This window comes from Labrys sp. 22185 (assembly GCF_052045555.1).
Classification (GTDB): domain Bacteria; phylum Pseudomonadota; class Alphaproteobacteria; order Rhizobiales; family Labraceae; genus Labrys; species Labrys neptuniae.
The window spans coordinates 319123-338396 of record NZ_JBQEPH010000004.1 but is presented as its reverse complement, the minus strand read 5'-3'; the positions used below and the strand labels follow the sequence as shown (position 1 = coordinate 338396).

The window sequence follows — 19274 nt, the reverse complement described above, 5'->3', positions numbered from 1 at the left end:
GCGTTCCGCCCTTCCGTATCCTGATGCTTATCGGACACCACCGGAGACGGCTAGCACCTCACCGGTCAGCCAGCCGGATTCGCCCGAGGCCAGGAAGACCGCGACAGGCGCGATGTCCCCGGGCTGGCCGATGCGTCCGAGCGGCGTCTGGGCGACGGTCTGGCTTTCCAGGTCGCCGCCGATGAAGCCGGCGGCATGCACGCCCTCCGTCTCCACCATGCCGGGGTTGATCGAATTCACCCGGATCTTCCTGGGGCCGAGTTCCTTGGCCAGCACCCGCGTGATCGAGGTCACCGCTCCCTTGGTGGCGGTGTAGACCGACGTGGCCGGGAAATTCACGTCGGTCGCAACCGAGCCGATATTGATGATGCTGCCGCCCTCGGGGCCGAAATGCTTCTCGGCCTCCTGGCTGGCCAGCAGCAGCCCGAGCACATTGGTGTTGAACTGGCGATGGAACTCGGCTTCCGTCACCTCTTCGAGCGGCGCGAAGGCATAGACGCCGGCATTGTTCACCAGGACGTCGAGGCGGCCATAGGCCTTCTCGGCCTCCGCGAAGATGGCCTTCACCTCTTCCGCCTTGGAGACGTCGCCCTTGACGGCGATCGCCTTGCCGCCCTTGGCGGTGATCTCCGCGACGACCTTCTCGGCGCCATCCCGGCTCGAAGCATAATTCACCACGACGGCGGCGCCTTCGGCCGCCAGGCTTTTCGCAATACCCGCGCCGATGCCCTTCGAGGCACCGGTAACCACGGCGACCTTGCCTGCCAATCTGCTCATTGAATATCTCTTGGTTCGAGTGACAATGATTCGATACTTAGATAATCATCGAAATGAAACAAGAGCAGGCGATGGAAAATTCTGGTGCGCGCCAGCCGTCAATTCGTTGCCGCTAGAGCAAAACGCGTTCGAATGTGAACGCCTATTTGCTCTAACTCTTTGTTTGGACGCGTCTTTGCGATTCTTGGTGACTCCGTCAAATCGCAAAACGCTTAGGGATCCGTGTGGACCGCAGCAGGAGTGTCAGCCGGAGACTGACATCCTAGCGGGGGCAGATGCCCAGCTTTCAAGATATCGGCCGGAGGCTGACACTCCCGATCCCGCTCGATGCAACTGTCGAGCTAAAGGCTGGCCAATTCGCGCAGATAGGCATCCAGCGTCTCGCGCTTGAGCACGAGCGTAGCGAACTTGCCCTCGCGGACGATCTCGATGAGCCCGGCATTCTCGAGCTCCTTCATGTGATGGGACAAGGTCGCCGGTGTGATCTGATGCTTCTGCTGCATGCAGGCGCAGGCCATCGAGCCGCCTTGAGCGGCGATTTCCTTGAGGATCTGAAAGCGCCGCGGCTCGGCCAGCGCCCTGGCGATCAGGGTGCATTGGCGCTCCGTCAGCGCGACTGGCGCGGTCATCGTCATGATGAAGCCTATATCATGTCTGCGATGGGCCGGCGCAATATCGCGGTGCGCGGCTTGCGCTAAGCGGAGCGCACCCCCACTTTGCCTTGATTCGGCCTTGTCCATCCGCTCAACATCACCGATGTCCGTGTCTTCGCTTCCTCTTCCCTTACGCTTTGCCCTGCGCGAATTGCGCGCCGGCATCCGCGGGTTCGGTATTTTCCTGGCCTGCCTCGCCCTCGGCGTCATGGCGATCGCCGGGGTCGACGCCATCTCCAGCGCTCTGTCGGACGGGCTGCGCAGCCAGGGCCGGGTGATCAATGGCGGCGACATTGAGTTCACGCTGGTGGGTCGCGAAGCCAATCCCGAGGAGCTCGCCTTTATTGGGCAGCAGGGCCGGCTCTCGGTCGCCGCGAGCACGAGGGCGATGGCGCGCACGCCGGACGGGCAGACCGCCCTGGTCGAGATCAAGGCGGTCGACCAGGCCTATCCCCTGCTCGGCACGGTGGAGTTCGGGCAGGGCAAGCCGCTGTCGTCGACCATTGGCGGCCAGGGCAACCGGGCCGATGCGGCGGCCGACGCAGCCCTGTTCGCCCGCCTCGGCCTGCAACCCGGCGCCAGCGTCACCATCGGCAACCTGACGGTTACCCTGGCCGATCGCCTCATCGGCGAGCCGGACAAGATCGCCGGCGGCATTTCCTTCGGTCCGCGCCTGATGATCACCCTGGATGCGCTGCGCGAGAGCGGGCTGATCCAGCCGGGATCGCTGATCCGCTGGCGCTATCGCCTGGCGTTGCCGCCGAATGTCTCGCCGGATGCCATCAGGCAAAAGGCGAACGAGACCTTTCCCCAGGCGGGCTGGGAGGTGCGCACCCGCGACGACGCCTCGCCGGAACTCCGCCGCGGCATCGAGCGCTTCACCATGTTCATCACCCTGGTCGGGCTGACGGCCTTGCTGGTGGGCGGCGTCGGCGTCGCCAATGCAGTCCGCGCCTTCGTCGAGCGCCAGCGCGACAACATCGCCACGCTGAAGACGCTGGGAGCCGGCGCGAACCTCGTCACCGGCATCTATCTCACCCAGACCCTGCTGCTGGCTGCCCTCGGCATCGCCATCGGCCTTGTCGCCGGCGCCGCCCTGCCCTTCATCCTGGCCTATGGCTTCGCCGACTACCTGCCGCTGCCGATCACACCAGTGCTCAATCCGGCAGGACTGGCGCTCGCCGCCCTCTACGGCCTGCTCACCGCCCTCGCCTTCTCGCTGCTGCCGCTCGGCCGGGCCCGTGACATCGGGGTATCGGCCCTTTTCCGCGACGCCATCGCCCCGACACGGCGCTGGCCTGCGCCCATCGTGCTCGCCTTTGCAGGCCTGGCCGTCGCTGCCCTGATCGCCCTGGCGGTGTTCTTCGCCGCCGATCGCAAGGTGGCCCTGGTCTATGTCGGCTCCGCGCTCGGCGCCTTCATCCTCCTGCGCGTGGTGGCGAGCCTGTTGATGGCGCTGGCCCGCCGGCTGCCCCGTCCGCACAACACGCCGCTGCGCCTGGCGGTTACCAACATCCACCGGCCAGGCGCCGCGACCCCCTCCGTGGTACTGTCGCTCGGCCTCGGCCTCTGCCTGCTGGTGGCGCTGACGCTGGTCGACGGCAATATCCGCCACCAGCTTTCCGCCGCCATCCCCGACAAGGCGCCGAGCTTCTTCTTCCTCGACATCCGCCGGGCCGATGCCCCCCGCTTCGACGCTTTCCTCAAGCAAGCCGCGCCGCAGGCGACCAGCGAGCGAGTGCCCATGCTGCGCGGGCGCATCGTCGGCGTGAAGGGTGGGCCGGCCGAGAGGATCAAAGCGCGGCCGAACATCGCCTGGGTGCTGAGCGGCGATCGCGGCGTCACCTTCACCGATGCGGTGCCGGCCGGCTCGCGTGTGGTCGAGGGCCAATGGTGGGCCCCCGACTATAGTGGCCCGCCACTGGTCTCGCTGGAGCAGGAGGTCGCGCATGGCCTCGGCCTCAAGGTCGGCGACGACATCACCGTCAACGTGCTCGGCCGCAACATCACCGCCAAGGTCGGGGCGCTGCGCAAGCTGGAATGGCAGAATTTCGGCATCAATTTCGTGCTGGTCTTCTCGCCGAACACCTTCAAGGGCGCGCCAGTAACGGATATTGCCACCCTCACCTTCCCGCATGGGGCCGACGATGCCGTCGAACTCGGCCTGCTCAAGCAGGTCGCCGACGCCTTTCCGATGGTGACCGCCGTGCGCATCAAGGATGCCCTGCAGAGCTTCGCCGATCTCGCCGGCCAGCTCGCCATGGCGATACGGGCCGCAGCCGCCATCGCCCTCGTCGCCTCGATCCTGGTGCTGGCCGGCGCTCTCGCTGCCGGGCAGAGCAGCCGGCTCTACGACGCCGTCATCCTCAAGGTGCTGGGCGCCACCCGCCGGCGCATCCTGCTCGCCTTCATTCTCGAATACGGGCTGCTGGGCCTTGCCACCGCCGTGTTCGGTGTGGTCGCCGGCACCGCTTGCGCCTGGCTGATCGTCACCTATCTGATGAATTTCGGCTTCACATTCCTGCCGGGGCCGGCTTTTGGGGCCGCTTTCGGGGCCCTGGCGCTGACCATCCTGTTCGGCCTTGCGGGCACCTGGCGCATCCTGCGCCAGAAACCCGCCTCGCATCTGCGAAGCCTGTAGAACTGGACGTCGGCGCCAGGAATGACAAGCGTTTCACTCGAAGTTCTGGCGATAAAGAACGACCACCTCACGGTGGCAGGCCGGCAACATTGCAAGCAATTCACTTAACTGTTTCAATGGAAAGCACTACATAAGAGCAAGCTTTCTGCGGCATGTGCCGCATCTGGAGAGACACATGGCTTTCAATGATCCTCGTTTCTCGGCCGGCACCGTCTCCGACGTCCGCGCCGGAGCACCGGCGATCGATCAGGGCCTGCGCGCATTCATGCTCGCGGTCTACAACCACATGACCTTGGGCGTGGCCATCACCGGCCTGGTGGCGCTCGGCGCCTATATGGCTTCGGGGATCGTGGTCAACGAGGCGGGCAAGATCGTCGAGCTGAACTCGTTCGGCATGTTCCTGTTCAACTCACCCTTCAAGTGGGTCGTCGCGTTCGCCCCCCTTGGCATGGTGTTCTGGATGAACATGGGGACGGAAGGTCGCTCGGTTCAAACCACGCGCGTTCTGTTCTACGTGTTCTCGGCTCTCATGGGCCTGTCGCTGTCGACGATCTTCCTCGTCTACACGCATGGCTCGATCGCTCGCGTCTTCTTCATCTCGGCCGCCAGCTTCGGCGCCCTGAGCCTCTATGGCTACACCACCAAGCGTAACCTCTCGGCCTTCGGCGCCTTCCTGATGATGGGTCTGATCGGCCTGCTGCTCGCCAGCCTGGTCAATCTGTTCTTCCCCTCGGGCATGCTGACCTTCATCATCAGCGTCGCCGGCGTGGGTATCTTCGCAGGCCTGACCGCCTACGACACCCAGATGCTGAAGTCGCTCTATGTGGAGAATGCGCACAGCTTCAGCCGTGACGAGGGCGAGAAGCTCGCCGTTCATGGCGCGCTGACGCTCTATCTCGACTTCATCAACCTCTTCATCATGCTGCTGCGCCTGCTCGGCGACCGCCGCTGATCGCAGAAGAGTGTTGCACGGATTGCACCGGCCGGGATTTCCCGGCCGGTTTTGTTTTTGGGAGCGCCCTCAGTCGAGCTCGCGCAGGGCCCGGCGGATGATCTTGCCCGACGAGGTCAGCGGCAGCGCATCCACATAGGCGATCACGCGCGGATATTCGTGGGCGGACAGGCGCTCGCGCACGAAGAGCTGCAGGTCGGCGGTCATGGCGTCCGACGCGGTGAAGCCCGGCTTGAGCACCACGAAGGCCTTGACGATCTCGGTCCGCAGGGTGTCGGGCATGCCGACGACAGCCACCATGGCGACGGCGGCATGGCGCATCAGGCAGTCCTCGATCTCGCCGGGTCCGATGCGGTAGCCGGCCGAGGTGATGATGTCGTCGCCGCGGCCGACGAAATGCACATAGCCGTCGATGTCGCGGCGTGCCTTGTCGCCGGTCATCAGCCAGCCATCGCGATATTTCGCCGCGGTGGCGGTGGCATTGCCCCAATATCCCAGGAACATCACCGGATCGGGCGCGCGCACGGCAATCTCGCCGATCTCGTCCGTCGGGCTTTCCTGCCCCTCTTCGTCGACCACCGCCACGCGATGGCCGGGCACGGCCTTGCCGATGGCGCCGGGCCTGGAGACGCCGAGCTCATGGCAGGAGCCGAGCACGAGATTGCATTCGGTCTGGCCGTAGAGCTCGTTGACCGGAAAGCCGAAGGCGGCTTCGGCCCAGGCATAGGTGCCCGGCCCCAGCGTCTCGCCGGCCGACATGATCGAGCGCAGATGGGTGCGATAGACTTGGCCGGGCTGATGCGCCGCCTGCAGCATGCGCAGCGCCGTGGGCGGCAGGAAGGCATTGCGGACCTTGAAGTCCCAGAGCAATCCCAGCACCTCGTCCACCGAGAACTTGGCATGAAGGCCGGCCACCACCGGCACGCCCAGGGCCAGGCTGGGCAGCAGCACGTTGAGCAGGCCGCCCGCCCAGGCCCAGTCGGCCGGCGTCCACATCACGTCGTCGGGCCGGCCCAGGCCCGGATGGGCAAAGCGCAGGCCGGGAATATGGCCGAGCACCACGCGATGGCCGTGCACGGCACCCTTGGGCTGGCCGGTGGTGCCGGAGGTGTAGATCATCATGGCCGGATCGTCGGGCGTCGAGGCGACCGGCGCCAGTTCCCCCTTTGCTCCGGCGATCAGACGATGGAAGTCGAGCGCCCCGCCGCTGGCGCCATCGACGCTGATCACCGTCTCCAGGTCGGGCAGCCTCGCCTCGATCTCGCCGAGCTTGGCGAGCCCGCTTTCGTCGAGCAGCACCGCCTTGGCCCCGGAATCGCGCAGGCGGAAGCTCAGCGCATCCGGGCCGAACAACACGGCGAGCGGCAGGGAGATGGCACCGAGCTTGGCCACAGCGAGATGGGCGATCACCACCGCCGGCGATTGCGGCAGCAGGATCGCGACGCGGTCGCCCTTGCGGATACCCAGGCGTTTCAGCGCCAGGGCGAAGCGGTCGGAGGCCTCGCGCAGGGCGCTATAGCTGATACGCTCGCTGCCGCCGCCAGGAAGCCGGCGCAGGATGGCGAGCCGGTCCGGTTCGCGCCGGGCCCAGACGTCGCAGACATCGACGCCGATATTGTAGCGAGCCGGCAGCTCCCAGCGAAAATCGCGCGCGGCGATGTCGTAGTCTTGCTTGTCCAGCTCGTTCATGCCGCACTCATCCCCCGAACAGGCCGCCGAAGAGGCCTCCGGAGCTTTTCACGCGCGTAGGCCGGCGTACCACGCGCACCACCGGGCCGGCCCCGAAGGCCTGCGCCTCCTCAGGCCCACTGGGTTCACCGGCGACCGCCATGGCCCAATAGACCCGCTCGCCGGCCCTGGCAATGGCAATGCCGAAGCGGGTGGCGCCTGGCATCAGCAGATTCTCGTTATGCTCGGGCGAGTTCTTCCACTGCTTCATGGCGTCCAGATCGGTGTAGGTGCCGTAGGAGACATTCTCGCCGATCTTGGAATCGTCAAGCCCCGCCGATTTGACCCGGGCAAAGAAACTGCCGCCGATCGAATGGGAGAGCTGGTTGGCCGAGGCCATGGCATTGGCCTGGTTCTGGGCGAAGGCCGTCAGGCGCGAATCGAGCGCCACCGCGGTGAGGCCCTTGCTCTGGCGATATCGGGTCAGCCAGTCCCGGGCCTCGGCCGGATTGAAGGATACCGGGCGGCGTTGATAGGAAACGGTTTCGGGCTTTTGCGTGAGGGCGCAGCCGCCCAATCCCAAGGTAACGCCCAAGACAAGAAAAGCGGCCGCAGCCCCCCTCATGCGCGACATCGAGTTCTCCACGGTCAGGTTCCCGCCGAGGCCGGCGGGGTTGAAGGCTTGGCGGCGGCCGGCTCCGCGGCAGGAGCCTCCGCCTCGGGCTTGTCGCCCTTGAGTTTGGCGGTCATCGCCGCCTGCAGTTCGGGCTCGAACAGGATGACCCGCTGCGGCGGCGCCGCAGCGCCCTGGCCTTGCAGGCGGATGCCCTTGGCCTTGAAATTCTTGAAGATACGGGCCAGCAGGTCGCTCTTCACGGCAACCTGCGTCTCCATGCTGGCGACCATCACGATGAGCTCGAACTCCAGCCCGGCATCCATCGAGGTCATGTAGACCTGCGGCCTCGGCGTCGGCAGGATGCGCGGATCATCCTCCGGCGCCGCCAGCATGGCCGCCTTCACCGCATCGATGTCGCTGTCATAGAGCACAGTCAGGGCGATGCGCAGCCGGCTCCAGGTATTGCCATAGACCCAGTTCTTCACCGAGCCGGTGATGAGGGTCGAATTGGGGATGATCAGCGTGGCGCGGTCATAGGTCTCCAGCGTGGTCGAGCGCACGCTGATGCGGCGGACATAGCCTTCTTCGCCGGCGGCGGCGATGATGTCGCCGACGCGGATCGGCCTTTCGGCCAGCAGGATCAGGCCGGAGACGAAATTGCCGGCAATGCCCTGCAGGCCAAGACCCAGACCGACCGACAGACCGCCGGCGACGATGCCGATATTCTGCCAGCTGACGCCGATCTCCGACAGGCCGGCGGAAATGGCGAGGATGAAGCCGAGATAGCCGATGATGGTGGCGATCGAGTTCTGCACGCCCGAATCGAGCGAGGTGCGCGGCAGCAGCGTGTTGCCGAGCCAGCCCTTGATCAGGCGCATCACCGCCCAGATTATGATGAACAGCACCACGCCGCTGATGATCGAAGAGGGCGAAATTGTCAGCTCACCGATCTTGAAGCCGAAATAGGCGCGCTGGATCGCAGGTGCCATGTCGGTCGAATAGAGGCCGAAGGGCAGGCCGAGACTGCCGACGGCAAAGGAGATGATCAGGAAGCGTAGGACGCCGGACAGCAGGGTCGCCCCGAACGTCACCTGCTTGGCGGTGACGCCGATGGTGCTCGCCACCGCACGGCGGCGGTCGACGTCCGAGATCAGCCTTTCGGTCAGGGCCGAATCGACCAGGGTGGTAAGCAGATAGCTTGCAGCAACCACGCATAGGACGAGCAAGGGAAGAACCGCCGCCGCCACCGCGAGCGTGCTGTAGCCGATGGCAAGGCACACGGCCATCACCAGCACGGAGAGCCACCCGATCGGCCTGAGAATGTCGAGCCCGGTCAGGTCCTCGTCGGGCGCCAGCGTACGCCCGTCCACCACCGTCGGCGGCGCGCTGCGCAGGCGGATGAGCAGGGAGACGATGATGCCGAGATAGAGGATGGCCGAAATCGTCTCGCGGGCGACGCTGAGCGAGGGATCGGCGTGGATATGCTCGATGACGCCATTGAGGAGAATGGACAAGCCCAGCACGACCGCAAGCCAGCTCATGCGCCGCCCGATACGGCGAACGGCCCAGTCGCTCAGCGGCAGCAGGCGCAGTTCGGCGTGGCCCTCGGCCAGCACCGCCTGCGCCAAGGCCCACAGGCCAAAGCCGATCGAGGAGGCCTTGATGAGGTCCGAGCCATAATTGGCGAGTACGTTCTCCGGCAACAGTCCGGAAAAACCGAAGGCCAGCACCGCCACGACGACTCCGACCGGCACGCCGAGCATGATGTGGACGATGCCGAGCACTGCATCGAGCGAGGCGACGTAACGCCGCGAGGCCCGCTTGCTGCGCGGCAGCCGGGCGCGCCAGCGCTGGATGCGCAAGCGCAGGAACTGCGTGATGGCATAGCCGATGGCGATGGTCAGCAGGAAGATGGCAATGCTGGTGGAATTGACCTTCGATGCCAGATAGCTGCTATGGTGTGAAAATTCACCCCTTGCCAGCTCCCCCGCCCTGGGCAGGTTTTCCAGTACCGGAATCCAGAATTCGGCCGAGAAGGGACTGTTGCCGCTCTTGAGCAGGCGGCCTGTGAGCTGCTCACGCTGCCGCTCGGTGATGGCATTGGAGAGGTTCGCCGCCCGCGTAGACTGGTCGCCCGCCACCTTGACCACGTCGGTAAGTTGCTTTTGCAGATTGCCCTGCGTACTGCGCGTTTCGGCGATGTCGGCGCTTTCGGACGGATCGGGATCCCCCAGCTTTGCCAGCCTCGCCTTGGACTGATCGAGCAGGGGTGAAACCGTCGCCTGTAACGCGGAGAGATTGGTGATGGATGTATCCACCGTACCGCGCAGCTCATCCAGGATCTTCGCTGCGTTCTCCTGATCGGCGGGGAGACTGGCCAGAGCCGCTTCCACCCCGTCGAGCGACTTCTGCTCCTTGGCCAGCGCATTGTTGAAGGGGCGAACGACGATGGTGTTGCCGAGTTGGTCGGCTCGCGAGATCTGCTTTTGCGTCTCGGCGGCGACATCGTTCAGCTTGGCGAACAGGTCGGAAGCCGTCTTGCGGGCGTCGGTCGTGGCCTTGGCCTCGGGCGGGTCGACCGGCTTGGGCTGCGGCGGAAAGGCATCGAGCGCCGCCTTGGCCTTGTCGCGGGCCGGAATGATGGTGCCGAGCAGTGCGACGAGATCGGCACGCCTCCTGCTGACCGTCTCGCGCAGGTCCTGCAGGGATTTCTGCGCCTCATCGCCATTATCAGTGATGGTGGCGAGTTGGGTCGCGATGTCGTCGAGAGACTTCTTGTCGAGGGCAAGCCCCGTCTGGAAACCGGTCAGGGCCTGGTCGTCCTGCGCCCTCGCCGCCATGGGCGCAGCCAGGAGCGTGAAAAGCAGGCTGCACAGCAGCAAAAGGCGGGAAAGCGAACGAAACATGGCGCGAAACTAGAGTGTTTTGCGCTTCGGTGGAATTACCAAGAAGCGCAAACACGCAACGAAACGGGGGACCAGAGCAAAGGAGCGTTTCCGCTGGACAGGCCTTGCTCCAGAGGCTGTTGCCGCCTGATGGAAGAAATTGCGGGCGGCATTATGGCGTAGAAGCCGTTTTGGGCACCTAAATCAGCCCACTGGCGCCCTCAACTCGAAGATATCGAGGGTGTATGGGCCGACATCCTCCTCGAGATGGCGCCATCCCAACCCGGCGTAGAAGGCACGCTTGTCACTTTCGGCGCAGAGATAGGCCTGGGCGAAACCACGGCTGAAGGCCAGCTCCGCCGCAGCCGCCACGATGGCGGCGCCATGCCTCAGGCGACGGAATTCCGGCTCGATCCACACCGCGGCGACCCAGGGCGTCAGGACCGGTCGTTCTTCCAGATCGCTGGCGATCAGCGAGGCCGTGCCGACGAAGTCGCCGCCCCGGTGAGCTACCAGGCAGGCCGGCAACACTTCCCTGGTCGTCAGGTTTTCTGCAAACAGGCCCGCCACGGTCTCGAAGCTCTCGCCCTGTTCCTGCCACCAGGCCCGCCAGACGCGGTCAGCGACCGTCTCGAGGAAATGCGGCTGGTCACGCAGGTCGGAAATCTCGATGGAGCTCACACTCAACTCTTTTCGATCAGATCGATGAAACCCGGCTCGTCCAGCACCAGGAAGCGATCATGGTCGAGCGTGCGGAAGCCGTGCCGCCGATAAAAGCGCTGCCCCGCTTCATTGCCGGCATCGAGGTCGAGCCGCATGAAGCGCGCGCCACGCTCGCGGCCGCGGCGTGCGGCCGCAGCCAGGAGGCGGATGCCGATGCGATCATTGCGCCATTGCGGCGCGACATAGAGATCGACCACGAAGACGCCGTTGGCGCCGCGCCAGGTCGAAAAACTGTCCTGGTGCACGAGATAGCCGGCGAGGCCTCCTTCCGGTGGCTCAGCAACGACTATGCCGATGCTGGGAGTGGCCCCGAAAGCCTCGGCACGCAGGATGTCGCCCGTCGTGCCGACCTTGACCCCGAACAAGGCCGCAAGCTCGCCTACCATCGCCGCGACGGCATCGCAATCCTGCGGCGTGGCAGGACGGATCCGCATCAGCGCGGCCGGATGCCGATGATGGCGCGCGCCTCGTCCGGCGTGGCGATGGCCAGGCCCAGTTCCTCCAGGATGGTGCGGATCTTGGCGACCTGCTGGGCATTGGAGCTGGCGAGCTGGCCCTTGCCGATCCACAGATTGTCCTCGAGTCCGACGCGGACATGGCCGCCCATCACCGCCGCCATGGTGCCGAGCGCCATCTGGTTGCGGCCGGCGGCCAGCATCGACCACTGATAATCCTTGCCGAATAGCTTGTCGGCCGTGCGGCGCATGTCGACCACGCTGTCGGGATTGGCGCCGATGCCGCCGAGGATGCCGAGCACGGTCTGCACGAAGAGCGGCGGCGTCACCAGCTTGCGGTCGAGGAAATGGGCGAGCGTGTAGAGGTGACCGACATCATAGCATTCGAACTCGAACCGCGTGCCGAGGGGGCCCATGGTGGTGAGGATGTGTTCGATATCGGCCAGCGTGTTCTTGAACATGCCGCCGCGGGTCGCCTCCAGGAAGGGCACCTCCCAATCGTGCTTCCATTCGCGCGGCCGCTCCAACATCGGATAGAGCCCGAAATTCATGGTGCCCAGATTGAGCGAGCACATTTCCGGCTGCAGGCTCGCGGGGCCTTTCAGGCGCTCCTCGATGCTCATGCGGGCCGAACCGCCGGTGGTGATGTTGACGATGGCGTTCGTGGCCTGGCGGATGCGGGGCACGAACTGCTCGAACACGGTCACATCGGGCGTCGGAGCCCCCGTCTCGGGATCGCGCGCATGCAGATGCAGCACGGCGGCACCAGCCTCGGCCGCTCCGATGGCGGAGGTGGCGATCTGGTCGGGCGTCACCGGCAGATGCGGCGACATCGAAGGGGTGTGGATCGAGCCGGTGATCGCGCAGGAAATGATGACCTTGTTCGCCATGACAGCCTCTATGCTCCAATATCCTTGAGGGCCTGGCGCAGCGATACCGCAAAGCGCCCGGCAATTTCGCTCAACTCGCCGTCCGTGGCGTTGTAGGGCGGCGCCAGGATCACGGTATCGCCCTTGATACCGTCGACGTTCCCGCCCGAAGGGTAGCAGATCAGCCCGTTGGCGAAGGCGCGCGCACGGATCCTGAGGAACAAAGCCTTGTCCGCCGGGAAGGGCTCCTTGCTTTCCAGATCCTCGACGATCTCGATGCCGGTGAAGAAGCCGCGGCCCCTGATATCGCCGATCTGGGCAATGCCGTGGAGGGCATCGGCCAAAATGCGCTTGAACTCCTCGCCTTTCACGGCGACGCGTTGCACCAGCCCGTCGCGCTCGACGATGCGCTGCACGGCGACGCCGGCCGCACAGGCAGCGGTATGACCGGTGAAGGTGTGGCCGGTCTGCGGCCCGCCGTCGACGGCGTTGATCGGCTCGGCGACCCTGTCGGAATAGACGGCAGCCCCAAGCGGCAGATAACCCCCGCCCAGGCCCTTGGCCACCGTCATGATGTCGGGGAAGACGCCGTCATGTTCGAGCGCCCGCCAGGTGCCGCAGCGTCCGGCGCCGCACATCACCTCGTCGGCGATCATCAGCACGCCGTAGCGGTCGCAGATCTCGCGTACCTTCCTGGCATAGCCCGGTGGTGCCGGCACCACGCCGCCGGCCGCGCCCACCACCGGCTCGAAGACGAAGGCAGCGACCTTGTCGGGGCCGAGTTCCAGGATCTTGTCTTCGAGTTCCTGCGCGCAGGCCGCGCTGACATCCTCCGGCGCCACGCCGGCCGGCGGCCGGTAGACGTTGGCGGGCGATATCAGCGGCACGTCGACGAGCGCGCCCTCGAAGGAAAGGCGGCGTTCGCGGAAGCCCGAGAGCGCCAGCGCACCCAGCGTGTTGCCGTGCCAGGAGCGCTCGCGCGAAATGAAGCGCCGCCGGCTCATCTCGCCCCGGGCGGCGAAATATTGCAGAGCCAGCTTCAGGGCCGATTCGACCGCCTCCGAACCGCCGGAGACGAACACCATTTGCTTGAGCGTGCCGCCGCAGAGCCGGCCGACGCGCTCGGTCAGCTCTTCCAGGGGATCGGAAGTGAAATTGTAGCGATAGCCATGGGCGATACGGTCGAGCTGGTCCTTGATCGCCTGGTTGACCTCTTCATTGCCATGGCCGAGGCAATAGACGGCCGGGCCGCCCGAGCCGTCGAGATAGTGCTTGCCGTCGACATCGGTGAGCACGAGGCCCTTGCCCCAGGCGATCTTCGGCAAGCCTGCCCCCGCCACCGAGGTCGATTCCGCGACGTCGCCCGCCATTCCCGTCTCCATGCCCCAGAGTCGCGCGCCGATCGGTTCGACGCCCTGTTTGGTAGGACTTATGGGAGGTCGCATCGCCGGGCGTCAAGCGCGGCATCTTTACCCTCCCCTGGAGGGGGAGGGTAAAATGTCCGTACGCCCAGCATCTTGATCTTGGCCTGCAATCCACGCATGGTCCGCTCTTTCGCCGGCAAAGGCGGCTTGGGGCACTTTTCATGAATATCGATATTGCCAAGAGGGTGTATGATCGGACCTGGAAGCTCGATCCGATCGTTCGCAGCCTCCTGGACACGGACTTCTACAAGCTCCTGATGCTGCAGCCCATCCATGCCCGGCATGAGAATGTGCGCACCACCTTCACCGTGATCAACCGCACCAAGTCGATCAACCTTGCCGCGGTGATCGACGAGAAGGAACTGCGCGACCAGCTTGACCACGCCCGCACGCTGCGCTTCGGCAAGCGCGAACTGATCTGGCTGCGCGGCAACACCTTCTACGGCAAGCAGCAGATCTTCCGGCCTGAATTCCTCGACTGGCTCGCCGATTTCAGCCTGCCGGAGTATGATCTGCGCATCGAGAACGGCGATTATGTGCTCGAATTCGACGCGCCCTGGAGCCAGGCCACCATGTGGGAGGTGCCGGCGCTCGCCATCATCAACGAGCTGAAATCCAGGGCCGCCACCCGTTCCATGGGCCGTTTCGAGCTCGACATCCTCTATGCCCGCGCCAAGGCCAAGCTGTGGGACAAGATCGAGCGGCTGAAGAATCTGGAAAACCTGAAGATCTCCGATTTCGGCACCAGGCGGCGCCATTCCTTCCTGTGGCAGAGCTGGTGCGTGGAGGCGATGAAGGAGGGCCTCGGCTCGGCTTTCGTCGGCACCTCCAACGTGCTGCTCGCCATGAACAACGATCTCGAATCGATCGGCACCAACGCCCATGAGCTGCCCATGGTCTATGCGGCTTTGTGCGAGGAGGATGGCTGCCTGCGCGAGTCGCCCTACAAGGTGCTGGAAATGTGGCGCGACTTCTATGACGGCAATCTCTTGATCGTGCTGCCCGATACTTTCGGCACCGCCGCCTTCCTCGAACGAGCCCCCGACTGGGTGGCCGACTGGACCGGCATGCGCCCCGACTCCAAACCGATCCAGCAGGCCGGCGAGGAGATCATCGCCTGGTATAGGGCGCGCGGCCGCGACCCGGCCAAGAAGCTGATCATCTTCTCCGACGGCCTCGACATCGATTCCATCGAGACCGCCCATAAGAATTTCAACGGCCGCATGCGCCCCTCCTATGGCTGGGGCACCAATCTCACCAATGACTTCCGCGGCTGCGGTTCGCACCCCATCCCGCTGCTCGATCCGATCTCGCTGGTCTGCAAGATCACCTCGGTCAACGGCAAGCCGGCGGTGAAGCTCTCGGACAACCTCGCCAAGGCCACCGGCGGCAAGGAGGCCATCGATCGCTACCTGAAGGTGTTCGGCGAGGAAGGCCGCGGGGTGCAGGCGGTGAGCGTCTAGCATCGCTTGCACCGGGACATTGCCCTTAGGATCGGCGTCACTCCGGCAGTTCGACCGCCACCCGTCGGCCCAGCGGCCGCTTCAGCAACTGCGCCGCGATCACGCCGGCGAGCACCAGGCCGCCGCCGATGACGTGGTAGGAGCGGATGGGCTCGCCCAGCATGACGATGGCGGCGAGCGCCGTGAACACCGGCAGCAGGTTGAGGAAGATGGCGCAGCGGCTGGGGCCGAGCTGCTCGACGCCGCGGATCCACAAGACCGGCAGCACCACCGAGGCCGCACAGCCGGCATAGGCGATCAGCGGCAGCGTCTCCGTGTTGAGGGCCCTGAGCGGTGCCGGCGTCGCCAGCAAGGCCGGGAACATCACCGCCAGGGAGCACAAGGCCTGCATATAGGTCGACTGCCAGCCCGAGACCGGCAGGTTCCAGCGCTTCAGCAGCACCGAATAGAGCGCGTAGACGAGGCCGGCCAGCAGCATCAAGGCATCGCCCGGATGTACGCCGTCCCGGGTCAGGCTGGCGAGATCGCCTGCGCTGACCAGATAGACGATGCCGACGATCGAGAGGATGCCGCCGCCGACCATGCCGATGGTCGGCCGCTCGCCCAGCATCAGCGCGCTCAAGGCCACCGTCAGCAGGGGCGACAGCGCCGTGAACACCGCCATGTTGGTCGCCGTGGTCGAGCCGGCGGCGAGATAGGACAGGCTCTGGAACAGGCACATGGCCAGGAAGCCGAGCACGGCGAATTCGCCGAGATGACGCCACAGGACAGCCCGGTTGCGCCAGGCCGGCAGGCCGACGAAGAGGGTCATCAGGCCGATCGCCAGAACGAGACGATAGAAGGTGATGGCCTGCGGCCCGATGGCGTGGGCCGACAGCCTGGAGACGATGACATTGCCGGCCCACAGGACGATGGCAAAGAAGGGATAGAGCAAGGACAGGGGACTGGCGGAGGTGGGCTGGGAGGACATGGCATACCCGTGAAGTGAACGGGGCGGACACTGCCGCTTTTCACCAAGTCCGTCTCACGCTAATCTAACATTGACTATTGCGATTGAGACATGAACGACGACCGTACCACCCGCCATCTCGCCTTCCACGACACCGAACGGGCCGTCGTGGCGATGGAGATCGATTACCCCGACGGCTCCGACACCGGCTGGCATGCCCATCCGCGCGCGCAGCTGCTCTACGCCATCCAGGGCGTGATGATCGTCCGCTCGCAGGCCGGCAGCTGGGTGGTGCCACCCAACCGCGCCGTCTGGCTGGTTGGCGGCCTGGAGCACGAAGTGCGCATGTGCGGCGAGGTCAAGATCCGCACCGTCTTCATCGATCCCACCGTCTCCGCTACCCTGCCCGGCGACAATTGCGTGATCGCCGTCTCTCCCTTGCTGCGCGAACTGATCGTTGCGGCGGTCGCCATCCCGCTCGATTATCCCGCCGGCGGCCGCGACGAGAGGCTGATGCAGCTGCTGCTCGACGAGCTCAAGCTTTTTGATGTTCTGCCGCTTCATCTGCCGATGCCGAGGGATGTCCGCCTGCGCACCGTCTGCCGGCACCTGATCGCCCATCCCGAAAACGAGGAGACGGCGCAGGACTGGGCGCGGCGGCTCGGCATCACGCCCAAGACGGTGCACCGGCTGTTCGCCAGCCAGACGGGGCTGACCTTCGGGCAATGGCGCCAGCAGGCCCGGCTGCTCTTCGCCCTGGAGCGTCTGGCCAGCGGCGCCCGCATCATCGATGTCGCCTATGATAGCGGCTATGCCAGCCAGAGTGCCTTCACGGCGATGTTCCGGCGGCATTTCGGCCTGCCGCCGAGTGATTTCTATCGCTGAGTACGCCATGCTCCGCCTGGCAGCAGCCATGGGCAGGGGATGACAGCCGCCTGCCGTACCACCGCCTCGGCTTGCCGACGGGGCTTGCCAAGCCCGCCTTCCTTGCGTCAAACAGGCGTCCTCCCTTTTCGGATTCCTTTCATGAAATTTCATAAGCTCGGCCGCACCGGCCAGGACGTTTCCGTGATTTGCCTGGGCACCATGACCTGGGGCGAACAGAACAGCGAAGCCGATGGCTTCGCCCAGATGGATTATGCCCTCGAACAGGGCGTCAATTTCTTCGACACCGCCGAAATGTACGCGGTTCCACCGCGCGCGGAGACCGCCGGCTCGACCGAGCGCATCATCGGCAACTGGTTCAAGGCGCGCGGCACGCGCGACAAGGTGATCCTCGCCAGCAAGGTCGCCGGTGCTGGCACCTCGGTCTGGCTGCGAGACGCCAAGGAGCCGACGCGGCTCAATCGCGCCCAGATGACCGAGGCCCTCGACAAGAGCCTCAAGCGCCTCCAGACCGACCGTATCGACCTCTACCAGCTCCACTGGCCCGAGCGTTCGATGCCCTGGGGCTCCAATCCCACGGCCTTCCGCGTCAGCCCGGCCGACGAGACCAGCAGCATTGCCGAGCAGCTCGACGTGCTCGACGGCTTCGTGAAGGCCGGCAAGGTCCGCTGGATCGGCCTCTCCAACGAAAGCGCCTGGGGTGCGATGCGCTTTCTCACCGAAAGCGAGACGCGCGGCCTGGCGCGCATGCAGTCGATCCAGAACGCCTATTCGCTGGTCAACCGCACCTTCGAAACCGCCCTGGCCGAGATCGCCATGCGCGAGCAGCTCGGCCTGCTCGCCTATTCCGCTCTGGCCCAGGGCTATCTCACCGGCAAATACCGCGACGGCGCCTTGCCGGCCGGTTCGCGCAAGGCCCTGTTCAACCGGCTGCAGCGCTATGAGAAGCCCGGCTCCGACACCGCTTTCAACGCCTATCTCGACCTCGCCCGCGAGCATGGCCTCGATCCGGCCCAGATGGCGCTGGCCTTCGTCAACACCAGGCCCTTCACCACCGCCACCATCATCGGCGCGACCACCATGGCGCAGCTCAAAACCGCCATCGGATCGATCGACATCGCCATTCCGGCCGAGCTCGAGGCGCGTATCGACGCCATTCACCAACTGCACATGAACCCGGCACCGTGAGGGCGCGGCGGGCCAGCCGCCAGCGCTGGCCCTCCTCGTTTTCCGCAGAAAAAAACAGGCCGCCGAGAGGCCGCGACGCTTTGCGCTTTCCCCTCGGCGGTAAAACTCTCTAGGATTGAATCTCCGACGATAACTATACGGCGTTCGTGCCATGCCGCGTTTGTTTACCGCTCTGGAAGTTCCTCCCATCATCGGCATGAAGTTGTCGACGCTCCGCGGCGGCCTGCCCGGTGCCCGCTGGATCGACGTCGAGAACTATCACATCACCCTGTCCTTCATCGGCGACATCGATGACGGGCTGGCGCGCGATGTCGCCGAAGCCCTTGACGGCATTCGCCGCCCCATTGTCGATATCGTCGTCGACGGGCTGGATGCCTTCGGCGGCAGCAGGCCGAAATCGGTCTATGCCAGGGTGCTGCCCAACCCGGGCCTGATGGAGTTGCAGGCTGTGCAGGAGCGCCTGCTCCGCCGCCTCGGCGTGCCGATCGAGAATCGGCAATATACGCCGCACATCACGCTCGCGCGGCTGCGCAGCGAAGCCACGGCACGCCTGACCGCCGACTGGCTTGCCCTGCGCGGCGGCGGCCGCCTCGGCTTCACCGCCGAGCGCTTCGTGCTCTACTCCTCGCGCGATTCGGTGGGCGGCGGCCCTTATATCGTCGAAGAGGCCTATGAATTGCAGCGCCGCGAAGAAGCCGCGTTGCGCTGACGTCGTCCTTGCTGCCCGCGAAGCGGCGTCCTCACCGCCACGGCTCAAACGCATCGAAGGAGGCCGGCATGCCCCAAGCGAAACTGAACGAGGACGAGCGTCGATCCGCCTTGGCCGAACTTTCGAACTGGGCATCGACACCGGGCCGGGATGCGATCCGCCGGGTCTTCGTCTTTCGCAATTTCAGCGAAGCCTTCGGTTTCATGGCGCGGGCTGCCCTCACCGCCGAAAAACTCAACCATCATCCCGAATGGTCGAATGTCTACAAGACCGTCGACGTCACCCTCTCCACCCATGACGTCGACGGGCTGACGGAGCTCGACCTCAAGCTCGCCAGGAGCATGGACAAGATCGCCGCGACGGTGGGGGTGTGAAAAACGACTTAAAGAGATCGCATTGCCCTATCCCTACCTCTCT

The 19274-nt window shown here is 65.3% G+C and carries 17 protein-coding genes; 7 read left to right on the top strand and 10 right to left on the bottom strand.

Annotated features, from left to right (window positions below):
* Positions 1-27 precede the first annotated feature (27 nt).
* Positions 28-777, bottom strand: a complete 750-nt coding sequence (locus ACTJKX_RS11535; RefSeq protein WP_311937672.1) for an SDR family NAD(P)-dependent oxidoreductase — start codon at positions 775-777, stop codon at positions 28-30.
* Between the two features lie 341 nt (positions 778-1118).
* Positions 1119-1412: an ArsR/SmtB family transcription factor gene (locus ACTJKX_RS11530; RefSeq protein ID WP_311937674.1), complete on the bottom strand. Its 294-nt coding sequence runs from the start codon at positions 1410-1412 to the stop codon at positions 1119-1121.
* Between the two features lie 121 nt (positions 1413-1533).
* Between ACTJKX_RS11530 and ACTJKX_RS11525 the strand changes: the two genes are divergently transcribed.
* Complete coding sequence (locus ACTJKX_RS11525) at positions 1534-4071, top strand: ABC transporter permease (RefSeq protein ID WP_440725338.1); 2538 nt, start codon at positions 1534-1536, stop codon at positions 4069-4071.
* Positions 4072-4246: 175 nt separating this feature from the next.
* Complete coding sequence (locus ACTJKX_RS11520; protein WP_311937678.1) at positions 4247-5023, top strand: Bax inhibitor-1/YccA family protein; 777 nt, start codon at positions 4247-4249, stop codon at positions 5021-5023.
* A gap of 69 nt (positions 5024-5092) precedes the next feature.
* Here ACTJKX_RS11520 and ACTJKX_RS11515 read toward each other — a convergent pair whose 3' ends face one another.
* From ACTJKX_RS11515 to ACTJKX_RS11485, 7 genes are all read right to left on the bottom strand, one after another.
* A complete protein-coding gene (locus ACTJKX_RS11515) occupies positions 5093-6712 on the bottom strand; it encodes an AMP-binding protein (protein ID WP_440725337.1) in 1620 nt (539 codons plus the stop codon).
* A gap of 7 nt (positions 6713-6719) precedes the next feature.
* Entirely contained in the window at positions 6720-7325 is a 606-nt protein-coding gene (locus ACTJKX_RS11510; protein ID WP_440725336.1) for a CAP domain-containing protein, read from the bottom strand.
* A 14-nt stretch (positions 7326-7339) separates the two neighbouring features.
* Entirely contained in the window at positions 7340-10213 is a 2874-nt protein-coding gene (locus tag ACTJKX_RS11505; RefSeq protein ID WP_440725335.1) for a DUF3772 domain-containing protein, read from the bottom strand.
* A gap of 183 nt (positions 10214-10396) precedes the next feature.
* Positions 10397-10873, bottom strand: coding sequence for a GNAT family N-acetyltransferase (locus tag ACTJKX_RS11500; protein WP_394311156.1), 477 nt, complete (start codon positions 10871-10873; stop codon positions 10397-10399).
* A gap of 2 nt (positions 10874-10875) precedes the next feature.
* Entirely contained in the window at positions 10876-11349 is a 474-nt protein-coding gene (locus tag ACTJKX_RS11495; RefSeq protein ID WP_394311155.1) for a GNAT family N-acetyltransferase, read from the bottom strand.
* Positions 11349-12260, bottom strand: coding sequence for a 3-keto-5-aminohexanoate cleavage protein (locus ACTJKX_RS11490; protein ID WP_440725334.1), 912 nt, complete (start codon positions 12258-12260; stop codon positions 11349-11351). The genes ACTJKX_RS11495 and ACTJKX_RS11490 overlap by 1 nt, the downstream gene beginning before the upstream one ends.
* A gap of 8 nt (positions 12261-12268) precedes the next feature.
* Positions 12269-13609, bottom strand: coding sequence for an aspartate aminotransferase family protein (locus tag ACTJKX_RS11485; protein ID WP_440725333.1), 1341 nt, complete (start codon positions 13607-13609; stop codon positions 12269-12271).
* 215 nt (positions 13610-13824) lie between these two features.
* On the opposite strand from ACTJKX_RS11485, the gene ACTJKX_RS11480 reads away from it, so the two are divergent.
* Positions 13825-15126 carry a nicotinate phosphoribosyltransferase gene (locus ACTJKX_RS11480; protein ID WP_311937694.1) on the top strand — a complete coding sequence of 434 codons (1302 nt, stop codon included), beginning with the start codon at positions 13825-13827 and terminating at the stop codon, positions 15124-15126.
* A 37-nt stretch (positions 15127-15163) separates the two neighbouring features.
* On the opposite strand, the gene ACTJKX_RS11475 is transcribed toward ACTJKX_RS11480, so the two are convergent.
* Positions 15164-16096 carry a DMT family transporter gene (locus ACTJKX_RS11475; protein WP_440725332.1) on the bottom strand — a complete coding sequence of 311 codons (933 nt, stop codon included), beginning with the start codon at positions 16094-16096 and terminating at the stop codon, positions 15164-15166.
* A gap of 90 nt (positions 16097-16186) precedes the next feature.
* Here ACTJKX_RS11475 and ACTJKX_RS11470 point away from each other — a divergent pair, with 90 nt between their 5' ends.
* The 4 genes from ACTJKX_RS11470 (at position 16187) to ACTJKX_RS11455 (ending at position 19231) form a co-directional block, all read left to right on the top strand.
* Entirely contained in the window at positions 16187-16960 is a 774-nt protein-coding gene (locus ACTJKX_RS11470; RefSeq protein ID WP_440725331.1) for an AraC family transcriptional regulator, read from the top strand.
* Positions 16961-17101: 141 nt separating this feature from the next.
* Positions 17102-18148, top strand: a complete 1047-nt coding sequence (locus ACTJKX_RS11465; protein ID WP_367626129.1) for an aldo/keto reductase — start codon at positions 17102-17104, stop codon at positions 18146-18148.
* Between the two features lie 151 nt (positions 18149-18299).
* Positions 18300-18857: an RNA 2',3'-cyclic phosphodiesterase gene (gene thpR, locus ACTJKX_RS11460; protein WP_367626128.1), complete on the top strand. Its 558-nt coding sequence runs from the start codon at positions 18300-18302 to the stop codon at positions 18855-18857.
* 68 nt (positions 18858-18925) lie between these two features.
* Positions 18926-19231, top strand: coding sequence for a 4a-hydroxytetrahydrobiopterin dehydratase (locus ACTJKX_RS11455; protein ID WP_311937704.1), 306 nt, complete (start codon positions 18926-18928; stop codon positions 19229-19231).
* Positions 19232-19274: the final 43 nt, after the last annotated feature.